Origin of the sequence: Nocardia exalbida NBRC 100660 (assembly GCF_000308575.1) — a bacterium.
Lineage (GTDB): Bacteria > Actinomycetota > Actinomycetes > Mycobacteriales > Mycobacteriaceae > Nocardia > Nocardia exalbida.
The window spans coordinates 1-16,428 of sequence record NZ_BAFZ01000008.1 but is presented as its reverse complement, the minus strand read 5'-3'; the positions used below and the strand labels follow the sequence as shown (position 1 = coordinate 16,428).

Sequence of the window (16,428 nt, the reverse complement as noted above, 5' to 3'; positions counted from 1 at the left end):
TTCCGTCAGCCCACGTCGTGCAGCGGAGTATCCACCCCTCCGACCGCCACCGTCGCGAGCGTCTGAGCCGGTGTCCAATAGATCCGGCCGTGCTCGAAATCCTGATAGGTGCCGGTGTCCCAGGGGATCTCATCGCTCGCCGGCCAGCCCAGCGGCCCGTTCTCGTAACCCGCGCGGTTCCAGCGGTCGCGGATCGCGCCGTGCACCCAGTAGACGCTGCCGCTGGATTGCCGCCGGTAGAGCGCCCCGCCCTGGAAGCCTTGCACCTCACCCGCCGTCTGGCCGTCCGGCCCGGACATGACGGCACGATCGGTGATCGGGTAGCCGAGCGGACCCGCCTCCCAGCCCAACTGCTCGAACTTTCCCCACAGCGTCTCCGGGATGGCGTGCGCACCGGTATCCGGATGCCAATAGATGTACCCGTGCTCGAACTGGGCGAAGCGGCCCGCGCCGTCGGGCGTCGCGATCTCACCCTGCGTGATCCGGGCGCCCAGCCATGGATTCGCGGCCGCGCAATCGTTGATCGCGTTCGGTTCCGACCCGGTCGGCTCGCCGGTGGCGAAACCGCGCACGTCGGCGGCGAACACGTCCCAGGGGAAATTCGGTCCCACGTCGGTGTGCGTGCCGATGCCGAGACACTCGGTGACGTACTTGTGGTCGGAGATGCCCTGACGCCGCTGATAGGGCGGCGCGATGACATACGTGTCGAACCCGTATTTGCGCGCGTCCTGCACCGCGAGCCAGGCCGCGATCCGGATGTCGTCGCGGATGCTCAGCCAGTCGTTGCGGCTCCACGCCGCGCGGCTGCCCGCGAAGCAGAGGTTGATCGTGAACGAGTTCGCGTCCAGTACCGACCAACTGGCCAGATCGGTGTCGACCACGTCTACCACCACGCGATCGCGCACGGTGTAGTGGTAGCTCACCCCATTCGCCGGATTATTCAGGTAGTTGGCCAGGCTCTCGGCCGTTCCGTTGCCTTCCTGAGTGTGCAGCAGGAAGTTCTCGACGCGCGCCCCGTGCCTGCTGGAGGCGGAGTCGCCCATTCGGTCCAATTCGACGTAATCCGGCTTCTGCATGACTCCCCCTGGATTCGAGATGGCCTTCGACCACTGGCCGTAGTCGTCGGCGAGGACTCTGTTCACATCCACCACGACGCCCGCGACCCGGTCGCGGTCGATGCGGATCTGATGGAGGTGCGCGGCGGGATGGTCGCCGTTGATCGAGGAATCGCCGGACCAGTTGTGTTGCCAGAACCAACAGGCGACACCGTCCTCGAGCGCCCAGTCGATGCACCGGGCATTGCCGTACATACCGGTCCATTCCCATCCGACCACCGATGCCCATCCCCGTAGAAACGGAGCGATCAGCGAATTCCACTCCGCCAAAGACGGATTCGCGTCGACCGGGGCATACAGCGGACGGAAACGGGGCCCGCCGGCCGCGAGGTGATAATCCAGCGCGATCCGCGCATGACGCACGCCCGCGTCGTAACCGCCTTTCCAATCCGACGTCTCGCCCTTGCCGTACTGGTAATTGCTCACTATCTCGAGCCCGATGGCGCGCAATCGGTCGCAGTATTCCCGCCGCAGCGGCTTCGCCCCGAAATTCGTGCCTGGACGGGAATCGCTGAAGTAACCGATGACGCCCGCGTATCCGGCGTCCTTGATCGCTCGCGGATCGATGAGTGCGGCGGAGAAGTCGATCAGCTCAGTCATCGCGCACCCCCGTGCTCGTACGAGCCCGCGTATCGGTCGGCAGCAACGCGTTGTATTCGTACATCTCAGCAACTTTCGGCAGATGAAGAACCCGATACAGCCAGGTTCACCCCAATGTGCGCGAAGTATGCCGACTAGTCCCGTTTGTAGCTCATCTGGTGTTTGCCCGTGACCTGAACAGGCTCATGGCGAGAGATGTTTGCGCACACCAGACTACAAACAGACTCGTAGCCGAAAACATGCTCGTCAGTCGGTAATCAGATCTGCTGGCTGTTCGCTACCGGCCGTCATACTGGTCGCCCGCTTCGCTCGGCCATTTCGACCGGATCCGACGACGAATCACCCGACGCATTCGGCCGAATTCGGACCGGACACGTTCGGAACCACGCACCACCGACCTTCACCATGAGGAAGCCCCGACCGAACTCGGTCGGCGTGGTCTCGCCGCCCGCACGAGACCGCGTATCCCAGGGCCCGGCCGCGACCCACGCTCTCCTGAGCCCGGCGCAGTGCGGCCGTCAGCTCTTTCAGCGTGCTCGGCGCGCTCAGAGGTTCGTCGTCGAACGCCAGGATCTTCCGGCGCAACTCGCGAATGGTGGCGTGCGCTCCGGCATAGTCACCCGCCGGGCTGTAGGGCTGCCCGGTCAGGTCCTCGATGTTCACGCCCAGAGCGGCTGCCACGGCTGCGATGAACGCGGGCGAGACGGGCCGGGCGCCTCGCTCCACCTTGCGCAGCAGCGACACCGAGACGTTCGCCTTCAGCGCAAGCTGTAGCTGTGAGCCGAACCAGCTTGCGCGCCCTGGCGGTCCGTTCCCCGACCCCGGCATCGTCCATGCCTCCACGGTGACGCACGAAGAGCTTCACAGGTTCTCCCGAGGACAGGTATCCGCGGGCCCCGGCGTCGGGTCCATGCAGGTCGGACAGTCAAACCGAGGTGTGACGATGGCGAGCGAACGCGAAAGCCGTCAAGCCATGTCCGGCGGGCGGTCGTAAGCGTCGATCGCGGCCTTGGATGTCGAGGAGTCCTGCAACACCAACTCCCACGGCCCGGAGTTGATTTCGAAACTCTTGCCGAATCCGACCCACTTACCCGCCATCCGGGCGCCGGTCAGCTCGATCAGCAGTTGGATGGCCCCGTGGTAGTAGGCACCGCGGTAGTAGCCGTCCTGGGCAGTGTGTTCGCGCCATGTGCCCGTAGCGACGTGCCCGTCGACGGTCAGGTCCATTTCCAAGGAGGACTGCGCGGAGTTCGGCAGGGAGCGCACGGTCAGGCGGCTGTCGTGCTGCAACACCACGACATGATGCACAGCCGTGAACGTCGCATCTCGCCCGGACGAGTAGTACTCGTAGCGGGATAACCAAATCCCTGAGTAATTGCCCGGCGTCCTCGGTCGCCGCGCGGCGGCGAACTGTTCGGGCGCGACTTCGCCGATAGCGGAGTCGACCTCGGTTCCGTCCTCACCGCCGGTGAGACTTCGGCCGGCCATCACGGCACCGAACCCCAACGACTCGATCGGTAGCCGCATCACTTTCTCCAGCGCCCGCGCGTGCGACGGCCGCGGGTTGGCGGTGAGCCCGGATTCCCAGCGCTGCACAAGGCGTTTGGTTGCGCTGGCGCACCCGGCTTCCCGGAGTGCGCGCGCTAGGTCGTCCTGGCTCATCAGGCGCGCGTTCCGGGCCGCGCGCAGTGCCGTGTTCGGTGCGGAAGCCATGTCGTCACGGTAACCCTTTGACGCCTTAATGTCGCCCTGAATAGAGGTGCATTGACGTCGGTTACGTCATCGCGCGGACACACCCCGTCAGCCGATTCTGGATGTGGCCCCGGCGTCGGGTCGAGAACCGACCTCCTCGGCGCCGGGCGCAAACCAACTACACCACAATGCTTGAAGGGGTTACCAGAATGCCCACAGACCTCGCAGTCACCCTGATCGTCATGGCCGCCGTCGGCGGACTGCTGATACTCGTCTTCTGGGTGTTGCCCTGGCTACTCGATCTCGGCGGCGAGCCCGACGAGTCGGTCTCGGCGCGTGAGATCTTCGCGCGGCTGGAGGACGAGCAGCGATGACGGCGCGGCGTTCCTGGGTGGAGGACTACTGCGAAGACGGCAATCTGCCTGCCGACGACGAACACGCGCGAGGGCTGATGAAACTGCACGCGAGCTGCGCCCCGCCGTGTCCGCGAAAGCTGAGCGCCGAGCGCTATCTCCGCGAGCACGGCCTCTACCACTGAGCTCAGACGCGCAGCGGCTGCGACGTGGAGCCCCCTGTCAGGATTGAACTGACGACCGCTCGCTTACAACACCGGGCACGGCCTCTACCACTGAGCTCAGACGCGCAGCGGCTGCGACATGGAGCCCCCTGTCAGGATTGAACTGACGACCGCTCGCTTACAACACCGGGCACGGCCTCTACCACTGAGCTCAGACGCGCAGCGGCTGCGACATGGAGCCCCCTGTCAGGATTGAACTGACGACCGCTCGCTTACAAGGCGAGTGCTCTACCACTGAGCTAAGGAGGCGGGAAAGCGGTTGTCATCATAACCGGGGGCGCTGTCCGGGGGACAGCGGAACCGCGTTCGGCGCCGAACGCGACCCTTACGACCGGACAACCGCTTTCGAACTCAGGCCCGAGCGACCGGCCCGCCCACGATGAAGTCGGCGGCGGCGGTCGCTCGGACGCGAGACATGACGGGACCACGAACCTGCCGCGCCGGGAGCGCGGCACTCGGAGGACCGATCAGGACTGCGCGCCCTGACGAGCCGCGTCGTCGGCGGCCATGGCGTCGCGCAGGCTCTTCGGACGCATGTCGGTCCAGTTCTTCTCCACGTACTCGACACAAGCGGCGCGGCTGTCCTCGCCGAACACGACTCGCCATCCGGCTGGAACCTCTGCGAAGGCCGGCCACAGGGAATGCTGTTCCTCGTCGTTGACCAGGACGAAGAAGCGGCCGTCTTCATCATCGAAGGGGTTGGTGCTCAATTTCACCTCACTGGATACTGGCGCTATGTACGGGATCGCTCCTGGTTCACCCGGTGCCGGGCTGCTGTGAACCCCTGACACCGAGAGACCCCGAGCGTTGTTTCGACACTAGCAAGCAAGACGTTACGCCTGGGCGGTTACCTAGGCCGCCACCCCGGCCGACTCACAATCAGCCCGCGAAGAAGTCCAAGAGAATCTTGTTGACCGCCTCGGGACGCTCCAAATACCCGAAATGCCCCGCGTCCGGTACCTCCTGATACCGCGCGCCCGGAATCACGGCGGCGATCTCCCTGGACAGATACGGCGGAATCATCCGGTCGTCGGCGAATCCGACCGAAAGACAAGGCACGCGGATCGCCCGGTAGGCCTGCACCCGGTCGAAATCGTGGTCCATCCTGCGCTGGGCGCGAATGCCGGGCGTGACCGGCCCGCCGGTGAACTCGAACAGGTCGAGCCAGTCGCGCGCGGCGTTCGTGTCGGCCATGGTCGCGGGCGAGAGATTCATGACCGCGGTGATCGCCGCCTCATATTTCGGCGGCAGTTTCACCCCGGCGGCGTCGAGTTCGTGTTCGCCGAGCGAAAGCGTCTTCTGGAACTGGTCCAGCCGCCCGTGCCCGGCCATGAACACCGCCTTGCGCACCAGGTCGGGGCGGGCCAGCGCCAGCTCCTGCGCCACGCGCGCGCCCATCGAGGTGCCCACCACCAGCGCCGGACCCTCGTCCAGGAATTCGATCAGGGCCGCGGTGTCGGCGACCAGCTCGTCGATGGACATGCCCGAGGCGGCCTCGAACGACGGCGCGATCCCGCGATTGTCGAACGTGCACACCCGGTAACCGGCCGCGACCAGGGCGGGAACCTGGTGCAGCTCCCACACTCGGCCGGGACTGCCGGTGCCCATGATCATGACCACGAGCGGCGCGGAGCCCTTGGCGCGGTCACCCTTCACCTGATAGTTGAGGGAAATCCCGTTCACCGTGGCCAGCGGCATATCGACCCTTTCGTGGAGAGTTGGTGCTGGTTCCCACGGTATAGGGACCGGCGGGGCGGACGCATCGACCGGGGTGCCCCGGCGGCGCGTGCCGCCTTTCGGCCAGCGCCCCGGCGGACGCACCCTCCAGCGTCGCATACCATTGGCTTTTCGCAGGGTAAGAGCGCACTGAGCCGGGAGGACTTGACGATGGCCGTGAAGGGCAGCGCGAACGACATTGCGGACGACGATCTGGAACCGCTCGCCGACGAAACCGCGCGTCAGGCGCAGCGGGTGGTCGCGGCATACGCCGAGGACGCCGATGAGTGCCGGATGTTGTTGTCCATGTTGGGTATTGGACCGAACGCGCGAGGCGAATAGTCTCGTTCTCGACGCCAACGGCGACGTCGACTACACAACTCCAGCGGGATGAAGCAACGCGCAAAGGATGCGTGAGTGGACCAGATGAATCCGTCCGACGACTCCGAGCGAGCCAGAGACACCTCGACTGCTGACGCCGCGGCGGAGAACACCGGCTCCGGTTTCGTCGTCGTCGCCAACCGGCTCCCCGTCGACCTCGAACGACTGCCCGACGGCAGCACCCGATGGAAGCGCAGCCCGGGCGGTCTGGTGACCGCGCTGGAATCGGTCCTGCGCAACAACAAGGGGGCGTGGGTCGGCTGGGCGGGGGTCCCCAACGTCGACGTGGACCCGATCATCGAGGACGGCCTGGAACTGCATCCGGTCCCGCTGTCCGCGGACGAGGTGGCCGACTACTACGAGGGCTTCTCCAACGGCACGCTGTGGCCCCTCTACCACGACGTGATCGTGCGGCCGGTCTACGACCGCAAATGGTGGAGCGCCTACGTCACCGTGAACCGGCGCTTCGCCGAGGCCACCGCCAAGGTCGCCGCCGAGGGCGCGACCGTGTGGGTGCAGGACTACCAGCTCCAGCTGGTGCCCAAGATGCTGCGCATGCTGCGCCCGGACCTGACCATCGGATTCTTCCTGCACATCCCGTTCCCGCCGGTCGAGCTGTTCATGCAGATGCCGTGGCGCACGGAGATCGTGGAGGGTCTGCTCGGCGCCGACCTCATCGGCTTCCACCTGCCCGGCGGCGCGCAGAACTTCCTCTATCTGGCCCGCAGACTGGCCGGGCAGCCGACCTCGCGCGGCTCGATCGGCGTGCGCTCCAAGCTCGGCGTCGTCCAGGTGGGGTTCCGCACGGTGCGGGTGGGCGCGTTCCCCATCTCGATCGCCTCCGCCGAACTGGACGAGCATTCCAGGCGCAGGTCGGTGCGCGAACGCGCCGCCAAGATCCGGGCCGAGCTGGGCAACCCGAAGACCATCCTGCTCGGCGTGGACCGGCTGGACTACACCAAGGGCATCGACATCCGCCTCAACGCGCTCGAGGAGCTGCTCATCGAGGGCCGGATCGATCCCGCCGACACGGTCATGATCCAGCTGGCCACACCCAGTCGCGAGCGGGTCGAGAGCTACATCCAGATGCGCGGCGACATCGAACGCCAGGTCGGCCGGATCAACGGCGAGTTCGCCCGGGTCGGCTACCCGGTGGTGCACTACCTGCACCGTCCGATCCCGCGCGACGAGCTGATCGCGTTCTTCGTGACCGCCGACGTGATGCTGGTGACGCCGCTGCGCGACGGCATGAACCTCGTCGCCAAGGAGTACGTCGCGTGCCACAGCGGGCTCAACGGCGCCCTGGTGCTGAGCGAGTTCACCGGCGCGGCGGCCGAGCTGCGGCAGGCGTACCTGTGTAACCCGCACGACCTGGACGACGTGAAGGACGCCATCGTCGCGGCTGTCGAGGACCAGCGCGACGTCAAACGCAGGCGGATGCGTTCGATGCGCAGGCAAGTGCTCGCCCACGACGTGGATCGCTGGGCGCGCGCCTTCCTCGACGCCTTGGCCCAGGACCAGGTCGCGGGCAGCGCGCTGCTGACCGACGACGACGTCTACCCCGAGGACCGCGACCCGCGCTGAGGCCGTTCACAGGAATCACCCAGCTTCGGTCCAGGAACTTCGCAGCCGGATACCGGACCATTTAGCCATGAGTGGTGCCCCCGTGCAGCAGACACCCGAGGCCAGGGTCCTGGTGGTCGACGACGAGCCGATGATCGTCGAACTGCTCGCGGTGAGCCTGCGCTACCAGGGCTTCGAAGTGGACACCGCGGCCGACGGCGCCCAAGCGCTGGACAAGGCGCGCTCCTTCCGTCCCCAGGCCCTCATCGTGGACGTGATGATGCCCGGCATGGACGGCTTCGGTCTGCTGCGCAGGCTGCGCGCCGACGGGGTCGACGCGCCCGTGCTTTTCCTGACCGCGCGCGACGACGTGCAGGACAAGATCACCGGCCTCACCCTGGGCGCCGACGACTACGTCACCAAGCCGTTCAGCCTGGAAGAAGTGGTGGCCCGGCTGCGCGTCATCCTGCGCCGCGCGGGGCACGCGGCCCCGCAGCGGGAGACTTCGCGTCTGCGCTTCGAGGACATCGAACTCGACGACGACACCCACGAGGTGTGGAAGGCGGGCGAACCGGTCGCGCTGTCGCCCACCGAGTTCACGCTGCTGCGCTACTTCATGGTCAACGCGGGCACTGTGCTGAGCAAGCCGCGCATCCTCGACCACGTCTGGCGCTACGACTTCGGCGGCGAGGTCGGCGTGGTGGAGACCTACGTCTCCTACCTGCGCAAAAAGGTCGACACCGGCAACACGCGGCTGATCCACACCTTGCGCGGCGTCGGTTATGTGATGCGCGCGCCCCATCGCAAGAGTGGTTCATGAGCCCGAGCCGGCTCGTCCTGGTGCGTGCGAAGGTCTCCGGCTTCTTATCCGCGATTCCGTTGCGCGTGACCTTGACGATCCTGCTGGTGCTCACCGCCGGGCTCGGCCTGCTCGTCTCCGGCATGGTGGTCACCTCGGCCTTGGAAGGCCAGTTGACCAACCGAACCGACCAGCAGTTGCGCGGGGGCGCGATGGAATGGTCCAGGCGCCCGCCTCCGCCACCGGTGCTGCCGCCCGAGCCGCGCCACGCCCCGAGCCAGTTCTACGTGCGCTCGATGCGCACCGACGGGCGCCTGTTCCTCGTCCCGGCGTTCGCCGTCGACTCCGAACCCGACCTGCCCGCGACCCCACCGTCCGGCCCGTACACCGTCGGCTCCGTGAACGGAGGGCCGATCCAGTGGCGCGTGCTGACGCTGCGCACACCGGAGGGCACGACGACGGTCGCACTGCCGCTCACGCAGAACACCGACACCGTGCACCGGCTCGTGATGCTCGAGCTGATCGTCGGGGCGATAGTCCTGGCCGTGCTGGCGGTGCTCTCGTATTTCCTGGTGCGGCGCAGCCTGCGTCCGCTGCGCCGGGTGGAGAGCACCGCCGCGGCCATCGCCCGCGGTGACCTGCACCGCCGCGTGCCGGTGCGCGATACCAACACCGAGGTCGACCGGCTGTCCAGGTCGCTGAACGGCATGCTGGCGCAGATCCAGCGCGCGTTCACCGCGACCGCCGCGTCCGAGGAAGCGGCACGCAAGTCCGAGGAGCGCATGCGCCGTTTCATCGCCGACGCCAGCCACGAGCTGCGCACGCCGTTGACGACCATCCGCGGATTCGCCGAACTGTATCGCCAGGGCGCCACCGGCGATCCCGCCGCGTTCATGGACCGCATCGAGCGCGAATCCCAGCGGATGGGCGTGCTGGTGGAAGACCTGCTGATGCTCGCGCGCCTGGATGCCCAGCGCCCGCTCGAACTCGGCCCGGTCGACCTGCTCGCCGTCGCCAGCGACGCCGTGCACAACGCACGCGCCGTGGTCGCCGCCGGGCATACCGACGGTCCTGGCCGCACCATCGAACTGAAGATCGAACCGGGCGAGGGAACGCTCGAGGTGGTCGGCGACGAGGCGCGGCTGCGCCAGGTCTTGGGCAACCTGCTGCACAACGCCGTCACGCACACCGCGCCCGACGCGAAGGTGACCGTGCGGCTGGCTCCCGGCGCCGACGACGTGCGGCTCGAGGTGGCCGATACGGGGCCCGGCCTGCCCCAGGAGGAGGCCGAACGCGTCTTCGAGCGCTTCTACCGCACCGACACCTCCCGCGCGCGAACCAGCGGCGGCACCGGGCTCGGCTTGTCCATCGTGCAGGCGCTGGTGACCGCGCACGGCGGCGAGGTCGGCGTGCGCAGTTCGCCCGAGGCGGGCACGACGTTCACGGTGCGGCTGCCACGCACGCTGCCGGAGTGACCTGGCGAATTCGCCCGGCTCAGACCGGGGTGACCGCCGAGACCAACCAGTGCGAGTCCGCCTTCGACAGAGTCACGCGCACGCGACTGCCGGTGGTGGTGCCCTGCGGGGTGTCCTTGCTCGTCATCACCTGGTTGAGGAACAACAGCACCTGCGCGTGCGAACGGTCCGCGGAGATGACACCGCCCGCCTGGGTGGTCGCGGTGACGGTGAGCTGCTTCTCCTTGGCACCCGGCGCGATCTGCTTGTCGATCAGCGTCAGATAGTCGTCGCGGAAGTCACCGGTCAGGTTGTCAGCGGACTTGCGCAGTTCGGTGTCCACGGTCTGCGGGTTGTAGGTGAACATGGCCTCGAGGGTGCGTCCCGCCGTCGCGACCGCGTCCTGACGCGACTGCTCGGCCTGCCGGTCGTCCCAGTAGCGATAACCGTTGACGCCGCCGATCACCGCGGCCGCGGCGACCACGACACCGAGTACCGCGAGCAGGATCTTGGCCCGAATTCCGTTCATGCTGCGTCCACCGGTCATGCCACGAACTCCACATTGGACACGGTCAGCCCGGAATCGCCGCGGGACACGGTGACCCGGAACCGGTAATACCTGGTCTGCGGCTCGGCCTGACCCGCGTTGGTGAGCGTCTGCTTGGCGGCGACCAGCACCCGCCCGGAGCGATCGTCGTCGCTCTCCAGCGCGGCCTCCACGATCTCGCCGCTGGAGACCACTTTGGCCTGCTGCACGATGCTGGTGAACGGGTCGACCCGCCCGTCGAACTCGGTCTTGAACTCGCCCGAGGCCAGCGACAGGATCCGGTCGATGTCCTGCTTGGCGGAATCGGCGCGGATGGTGGTCAGATTGACGATCGCCTGCCGGGCGGTTTCCACGTATTCGGCGCGGCGCTCGTCGCGTTCGTGCGCCGAGCGCATCGCGAGCACCGAGAGGGTCGCGCCGCAGACGAGCGCGACGACCAGCAGGGCAGCGGCGGCCATCGCGAGAATGCGCGGGAGGCCGCGGTTCTTGCCCGGGGTGGGCTGCTGCTCGGTGGACGGCGACTCGGCGGCGGCTTTCGTCATGGTGACCGTCGCCTTGTCCGCGTCGGCGGTTTCGGCCGTGGGGTCAGAAGAGACCTCGGTGGGCGCGGGCTTCGCATCGTCTGCGGCTGTGGTCTTCGCGTCAGTGGCGGCCGTGGTCTTCGCACCCGTAGTAACGGCCGTCTTCGCAGTAACGGCCGTCTTCGCATCGGTCGCGGCGTCGCTCGCGCTCGCGGTCGCGGCGTCGCTCGCGCTCGCGGTCGCGGCGTCGCTCACGGTCGCGGCACCGGTCACGGTCGCGGCGTCGGTCGCGGTCTCCTCGACCGGCGGCCCGGCCGAGCGCACCGCACGACGCCGCGTGCGGTGACCTTCTCCGTTGCTCTCACTCATCGTTGCTGCTCCTCGAGCATCGCCTGCCAGCTCGACGGTACCGTCCCCGAACCGCTCGGTCCGATATCGCCCTGTCGGTATGTCCGCCCGTCGGGGGCGATGTAGACGCCGCTGTCCGGGTCGTACGCTCGGGCGGCGGCCGGTGTGCCGACGCCGTAACTCGCCGGCGCCACGACGGGCGGCTCATCGGCGGGCGCTGCCGCGGGCGCGACCGGCCGCGGCGGCCCGAACGGCGGGTTGTCACCCAACGGAACGTACCCGGTCCGGCACATCTCCGGCGTCGGGGCGCGCACACCGGGCACTTCGGCGCACGGCGTGTTCCGGATGCCGCGCACCGCTTCGGGAGCGTCCTGCGGCACCTTGCAGTACAGGCCGGAAGGCGTGGGCGGGGTGTCGAGTTCGCTCGGCGAGCGGCGCTGGTCGGGCGGGAGGAAGCCGGTCGTGCAGGCGGGCGGGTCGTTGACCAACGCCATGAAGTCGACCAGGGCTCCGTATTCGAGCGGGCCGCGTACCGCGGTGAGCAGCGCGGCGACCAGCGGCGGATAGACCACCAGGATCTGCTCGAGTCCCGCGTGGTAGGTGACCGCGACCTGGCCGACGCTGACCAGGTTCGACAGCAGCAGCGGCAGCGTCGGACGCAGATCCTCGAACAGGTTGGTCACCCGTTGCATCGCGGACGGTCCCTCGCGCAACACACCGCGCAGCGCGGGGTCGTGACCGCGCAGCTGGTCGGTGACGGTCGCCAGATCGGCGGTCCAGGAACGGATCGCCGCGTCCGAACGGGTCTGGGTATCCAGCAGCGGCCCGATCTGGTCGAGCAACTGCTTCGTCGGTTCGGCGTTCGCCTGCGCCTCCTGCACCAGCAGCGACGCGGAGTCGATGAATCGTTGCAGGTCCGGTCCGGCGCCGTTGAACGCGAGGAACGCCTCGTCGATGACCTGCCGCAGCCGGGTGTCCGCCACGCTCGACAGCAACCGGTCGGCCTGGTCCAGCAGCGCGCCGACGTCTTGCGGCAGCTTGGTGCGCTCCACCGGGATGATGCTGCCGTCGCGCAGGTTCCCGCCGGTGCGATGCTCGGCGGGGACCAGGTCCACGTACTGCTCGCCCACCGCGGAGACACTGCGGACCCACGCGTCGACGTCGGAGGGAATCTTGTAGTCGCTGGCGATGGACAGTTTCGCGTCCACGCCCACCGGGGTGAGCCGGACCTCCTTCACCACGCCGACGTTCGTGCCGCGATAGGCGACATTGGCCGTCGGGTACAGGCCGCCGGTCGCGGCCAGTTTCACCGTGACCTCGTAGCGCCCGATGCCGAACATCGCGGGCACCTTCACGTATGTGCCGCCCATGACCACCAGGCCGATCACCGTCAGCACGGAGAAGATGATCAGCTGGGTACGGACGAACCGGGTGAGCGTCACTGGCCCGGACCCCCTTGCGGCGCGGAGTTGCCCGGCATGGGCACGGTCAATCCGGGAATGGCGGGCAGGCCGGGGATCGGCGGCAGTCCCGGGATGGTCGGGGCGGGCTGGCTCGCCGTGGGCGGCGGCGCCTGCAACGGCCCGGTGGCCGGGTCGCCGTTCTGCGCGGCCGTGCCCGGCGCGAAGCTGCCGAGAGCGCCTTCCACGCCGCCGAACCGTCCGCCCAGCGGCGTGCCGGTGAGGAAGTTCGAATCCAGCCGCTTGCCGGTGATGTCCACGGTCATGAACAGGTTCAGGTAGTCGCCCTTGATCGCGTGGTCCAGGTTCTTCATCGGGAACGGGAAGGTCGCCAGGATCTTCAGCGCCTCGGTCAGGTCGCCGCCGGTGTCCGACAGCGATTTCAGCGCGGGCACGAGGCTGCGCAGGTTGGCCTTCAGGTCCTCGCCGCTGGCGTCGACGATGCGCCGGACGACGTCGCTCAGCTCGCCGAGCGCGGTGAGCGCCCTGGTGATGTTCGCGCGGCGGTCGGCGAGCACGGTCAACGCCGGATGGATCTGCTCGATGGCCGCCGCCACCACCTCACGCTGCTCGGCGAGCTGACCGCCGAGCCGGTCCAGCCCGCTCATCGCCGCGATGATGTCGCCGGTCTGGCGGTCCAGGTTCGTGGTGAGCTCGTTCAGCTGCGGCAACAGGTCGCGGATGGCCTCCTCGCGCCCGGTGAGCGCCGAATTGAGTTCGTGGGTGATGGTTTCCAGCTGCGCGACGCCGCCGCCGTTGAGCACCACCGACAGCGAGGACAGCACCTGCTCGGTGGTCGGATAGGTCCCGGCCCGCGCCAGCGGGATGACATCGCCCGCCCGCAACCGGCCTTCGGGAGCCTGATCCGTCGGCGCGGCGAGCTCGAGATGGTTCGACCCGAGCAAACTGGTCTGCCCGATCTTGGCGACGGCGTTCGCCGGCAACTGCACGTCCGGGTTCAGCTTGACCGTGACCAGCGCGTGCCAGTCCTCCACCTCGATCTTCGACACCGCGCCGACCGCCACGTCGTGCACCCGGACGGGGGAATTCCGGGTCAGCGTGGTCACGTTCGGCATCTGGATACGCACTTCGTAGGATCCCGGCGCGGTGCCCTCGGTGCCGGGCATCGGCAGTGAATTCAGTCCGTCCCACTCACAGCCGGAGACGCCGAGCGCCACCGCCAGCCCCACCGCGACCGTGGCGGTGCGGTGCAATCGCCGCGTCGGCGTCATCGCACTCCTCCCGGAATGGCCAGTCCGGCGAGACCGCTGGGCACGCTCACCGGAGCGGGCTGCGGCCGTGCGGGAGTCTGGCTCTGCACCCGATCGGCCAGGCTGGGATCGGTGTACACCAGCTGGTCGGGGAACGCGGTCACGCCGCTGGCCGGGTTCGTCATGATCGGCACGTAGTTCATGCTCAGGCTGTTGATCACCGGAGCGAGGTACTGCGCGCAGAGGTCGGCGCTGCGATCGGCGTCGTTGGTCTCCAGCGCGCGGACCGAGCCGCACAGGAACCCGAGCGGGTCGGCCGGGTTGTTCAGCGCGATCGCGCCGGTCAGGGTGCCTTGGGCCGGCTTGTAGATCTGGTAGAAGTTCACCAGCGCGGTCGGGCCGGAGTGCAGTACGCGTTCCAGTTCGGGCCGTTTGTCGACCAGCACCTGGGTGGCGTCGGCCAGCCGCTGCACGCCTTCGGTGAGTTCGGCGCCGCTGCCGTCGATGAACCGGCGCACGTCGACGATCGCGGCGTCCAGATTGTCCAGCCCCGCGCCGAGATCGGCCGAGACCCCGGCCAGCACCGAGGACACCGACGCCAGCCGTCCGCCGAACTGCACGATCTGCTCGTTGCTCGCCGACAGCACGTCGACGAACTTCTGCAGGTTGCGCACCGTGCCGAACAGGTCGGTGCGCCCGTCGGAGAGCGTGCTCAAAGTGGCCGACAGTTCCCGCAGGGTGTCGCGGAACCGCTGCCCGTTGCCGTCGAGGTTGTCGGCGGCTGTGTCGATGAAGCGGCCGAAGGACCCCTGCTTGTCGTCACCGACCGGACCGAGGGCGGTGGCCAGCTTGGACAGCTCGGACTTGATGTCGTCCCACTCGACCGGCACCGCGGTGTGCTCGATCGGGATCACGCTGCCGTCCTTCAGCTTCGGGCCACCGGTGTAGGCGGGCGCGATCTGGATGAAACGCGCCGAGACCAGCGACGGCGAGATGATCACCGCCTTCGGGTCGGCGGGGACGTCGATTCCGCGATCGAGGGTCATGGTCACCTTCACCCGGTCGGCGCCGGGCTCGATGGAGTCGATCCGGCCGACCTTGACGCCGAGCACCCGCACGTCGTCACCGGCGTACAAGCCCGATGTGGACGGGAAATACGCGGTGACCTTGGTGGTCCCGATCCGGGTTATGCCGTTCCACGCGACCGCGACCACGAGCGCCGCGACGACCACTCCGGCCAGCACCAGCGCCCAACGGGGCAGTTTCCGTACGCCGTTCAGCATGCGCATCCCCCCGGACGCGACTCCCCCGTGGCCGGCGCGGATCTATCGACGGCTCGAGACGGGTACAGGATGGACGGGTAATGCCCACTCATCGCGGCGGCTCCTGTATCGCGGGTTCGATCGACGGGGACGGCGTGAGGTAGCTCTGCAGATCGTTCGGCAGGTGCTGCGGCCACACGAGCGCGTCCACCAGCGGTTGCAGCGTCTTGCTCGCGGCGTTGATCACGTACGCCTGGAAGTAGGGGCCGCTGCCAACCTGCTCACCGAGCGCGGCGGCGAACGGGCCGAGACCGTCCAGCGCGTCGGCGAGGTTCTGTTTGTTGCGCTGCAACAGCGCCAGCACCGAATTGAGTTTGTCGAGGGCGGGTTTGAGCTGTGCCTCGTTGTCGGCGACCAGGCCGGACAGCTGCTGGGCGAGTCCGTTGACGTAGACGATCAGCTGCCCGAGCGCGGTGCGCCGCCGGTCCAGCTCGCCGAGCAGCTCGTTGCCGTCCAGGATCAGCGCGTTGATCTGGTTGCCGCGGTCGGCGAGGATCTTCGTCACGCTCTGCGCCCGCTTCAGCAGATCGGTCAGCGCCTGGTCGCGGGCGTTGATGCTGCGGGAGAGCGCGGTGACGCCGTCGAGCGCCGAGCGCAACGGGGCGGGGGTGTCGGCGAAGGTCGCCGAGAGCGCGTCGAGGGTCTGGTCGACCCGATCGAGGTCCAGGTCGTGCACCGTTCCCGCCAGGTCGCTCAGCGCCTCGTTCAGCGAGTACGGCGACGTGGTGCGCTCCAGCGGGATGGTTTCGTCGGTGTGCAGCGCGCCGGGGCCGGACGGCGTCACCTCCAGCGATTTGCGTCCGAGCACCGTGTTGGTCTTGATCGCCGCCGAGGTCTTCTCACCCAGCACGATCGACTCGGAGAGGGTGAACCGGACGAGCACTTTCGCGCCGTCCAGGCCGACCTCCTCCACCCGTCCGGACCGCACGCCCGCGACCTGCACCGCGTCACCGGGGAGCAGGCCGCCCGCGTCGGCGAAGTAGGCGGTGAACGTCGCGCCGGAACGAATGAACGGCAGGCGGTCGAATTGCAGTGCCGACAACGCCACCGCCACCGCGAGCACGAGGCCGACGATGCCGATGGTGATGGCGGATGATCGCTGCTCTTTCATCGGTTGTCCGC

At 68.1% G+C, this 16,428-nt stretch carries 16 protein-coding genes, 1 tRNA gene and 1 pseudogene; 6 read left to right on the top strand and 12 right to left on the bottom strand.

Translation table 11 applies throughout. The features are described 5' to 3' along the window. Window positions 1-5: 5 nt before the first annotated feature. The 3 genes from ON29_RS34440 to ON29_RS03640 all read right to left on the bottom strand — a co-directional run bounded on the left by ON29_RS34440 (window position 6) and on the right by ON29_RS03640 (window position 3,428). Entirely contained in the window at window positions 6-1,715 is a 1,710-nt protein-coding gene (locus ON29_RS34440; RefSeq protein WP_083863218.1) for a glycoside hydrolase domain-containing protein, read from the bottom strand. A 339-nt stretch (window positions 1,716-2,054) separates the two neighbouring features. Further along, window positions 2,055-2,543: a helix-turn-helix domain-containing protein gene (locus tag ON29_RS03645; protein WP_040864709.1), complete on the bottom strand. Its 489-nt coding sequence runs from the start codon at window positions 2,541-2,543 to the stop codon at window positions 2,055-2,057. Between the two features lie 138 nt (window positions 2,544-2,681). Further along, window positions 2,682-3,428, bottom strand: a complete 747-nt coding sequence (locus ON29_RS03640) for a helix-turn-helix domain-containing protein (protein ID WP_040864708.1) — start codon at window positions 3,426-3,428, stop codon at window positions 2,682-2,684. A 188-nt stretch (window positions 3,429-3,616) separates the two neighbouring features. On the opposite strand from ON29_RS03640, the gene ON29_RS35580 reads away from it, so the two are divergent. Continuing rightward, on the top strand, window positions 3,617-3,781 hold the full coding sequence (locus ON29_RS35580) for a hypothetical protein (protein ID WP_157172642.1): 165 nt from the start codon (window positions 3,617-3,619) through the stop codon (window positions 3,779-3,781). Next, the gene (locus ON29_RS35575; RefSeq protein WP_157172641.1) at window positions 3,778-3,945 is read left to right on the top strand and encodes a hypothetical protein; all 168 of its coding nucleotides are present in this window, start codon (window positions 3,778-3,780) and stop codon (window positions 3,943-3,945) included. The genes ON29_RS35580 and ON29_RS35575 overlap by 4 nt, the downstream gene beginning before the upstream one ends. 213 nt (window positions 3,946-4,158) lie before the next feature. Here ON29_RS35575 and ON29_RS03635 read toward each other — a convergent pair. The 3 genes from ON29_RS03635 to ON29_RS03625 form a co-directional block, all read right to left on the bottom strand. After that, a tRNA-Thr gene (locus tag ON29_RS03635) sits at window positions 4,159-4,233 on the bottom strand. A 218-nt stretch (window positions 4,234-4,451) separates the two neighbouring features. Beyond that, a complete protein-coding gene (locus ON29_RS03630; protein WP_011207082.1) occupies window positions 4,452-4,694 on the bottom strand; it encodes an MbtH family protein in 243 nt (80 codons plus the stop codon). Between the two features lie 169 nt (window positions 4,695-4,863). Then, entirely contained in the window at window positions 4,864-5,682 is an 819-nt protein-coding gene (locus tag ON29_RS03625) for an alpha/beta fold hydrolase (RefSeq protein ID WP_040864707.1), read from the bottom strand. Between the two features lie 189 nt (window positions 5,683-5,871). Between ON29_RS03625 and ON29_RS36335 the strand changes: the two genes are divergently transcribed. From ON29_RS36335 to ON29_RS03610, 4 genes and pseudogenes are all read left to right on the top strand, one after another. Then, the gene (locus tag ON29_RS36335) at window positions 5,872-6,042 is read left to right on the top strand and encodes a hypothetical protein (protein ID WP_168434172.1); all 171 of its coding nucleotides are present in this window, start codon (window positions 5,872-5,874) and stop codon (window positions 6,040-6,042) included. Window positions 6,043-6,201: 159 nt separating this feature from the next. Beyond that, window positions 6,202-7,665: pseudogene (locus ON29_RS03620) on the top strand (alpha,alpha-trehalose-phosphate synthase (UDP-forming)); the annotation flags it as partial. A 67-nt stretch (window positions 7,666-7,732) separates the two neighbouring features. Continuing rightward, window positions 7,733-8,464: a response regulator transcription factor gene (locus tag ON29_RS03615; protein ID WP_040864706.1), complete on the top strand. Its 732-nt coding sequence runs from the start codon at window positions 7,733-7,735 to the stop codon at window positions 8,462-8,464. Beyond that, on the top strand, window positions 8,461-9,918 hold the full coding sequence (locus ON29_RS03610; RefSeq protein ID WP_083863217.1) for a sensor histidine kinase: 1,458 nt from the start codon (window positions 8,461-8,463) through the stop codon (window positions 9,916-9,918). The genes ON29_RS03615 and ON29_RS03610 overlap by 4 nt, the downstream gene beginning before the upstream one ends. A gap of 19 nt (window positions 9,919-9,937) precedes the next feature. On the opposite strand, the gene ON29_RS03605 is transcribed toward ON29_RS03610, so the two are convergent. The 6 genes from ON29_RS03605 to ON29_RS03580 form a co-directional block, all read right to left on the bottom strand. Continuing rightward, on the bottom strand, window positions 9,938-10,426 hold the full coding sequence (locus ON29_RS03605; RefSeq protein WP_040864754.1) for a hypothetical protein: 489 nt from the start codon (window positions 10,424-10,426) through the stop codon (window positions 9,938-9,940). 14 nt (window positions 10,427-10,440) lie between these two features. Next, on the bottom strand, window positions 10,441-11,334 hold the full coding sequence (locus ON29_RS34435; protein WP_157172640.1) for an Rv1363c family protein: 894 nt from the start codon (window positions 11,332-11,334) through the stop codon (window positions 10,441-10,443). Beyond that, window positions 11,331-12,755, bottom strand: coding sequence for an MCE family protein (locus ON29_RS03595; protein ID WP_040864705.1), 1,425 nt, complete (start codon window positions 12,753-12,755; stop codon window positions 11,331-11,333). Before ON29_RS03595 ends, ON29_RS34435 begins: the two co-directional genes overlap by 4 nt. Next, window positions 12,752-14,005, bottom strand: a complete 1,254-nt coding sequence (locus ON29_RS03590) for an MCE family protein (protein WP_040864704.1) — start codon at window positions 14,003-14,005, stop codon at window positions 12,752-12,754. Before ON29_RS03590 ends, ON29_RS03595 begins: the two co-directional genes overlap by 4 nt. Then, on the bottom strand, window positions 14,002-15,273 hold the full coding sequence (locus tag ON29_RS03585; protein WP_040864703.1) for an MCE family protein: 1,272 nt from the start codon (window positions 15,271-15,273) through the stop codon (window positions 14,002-14,004). Before ON29_RS03585 ends, ON29_RS03590 begins: the two co-directional genes overlap by 4 nt. An 82-nt stretch (window positions 15,274-15,355) precedes the next feature. Then, complete coding sequence (locus ON29_RS03580) at window positions 15,356-16,417, bottom strand: MCE family protein (RefSeq protein ID WP_040864702.1); 1,062 nt, start codon at window positions 16,415-16,417, stop codon at window positions 15,356-15,358. Between the last annotated feature and the right edge of the window lie 11 nt (window positions 16,418-16,428).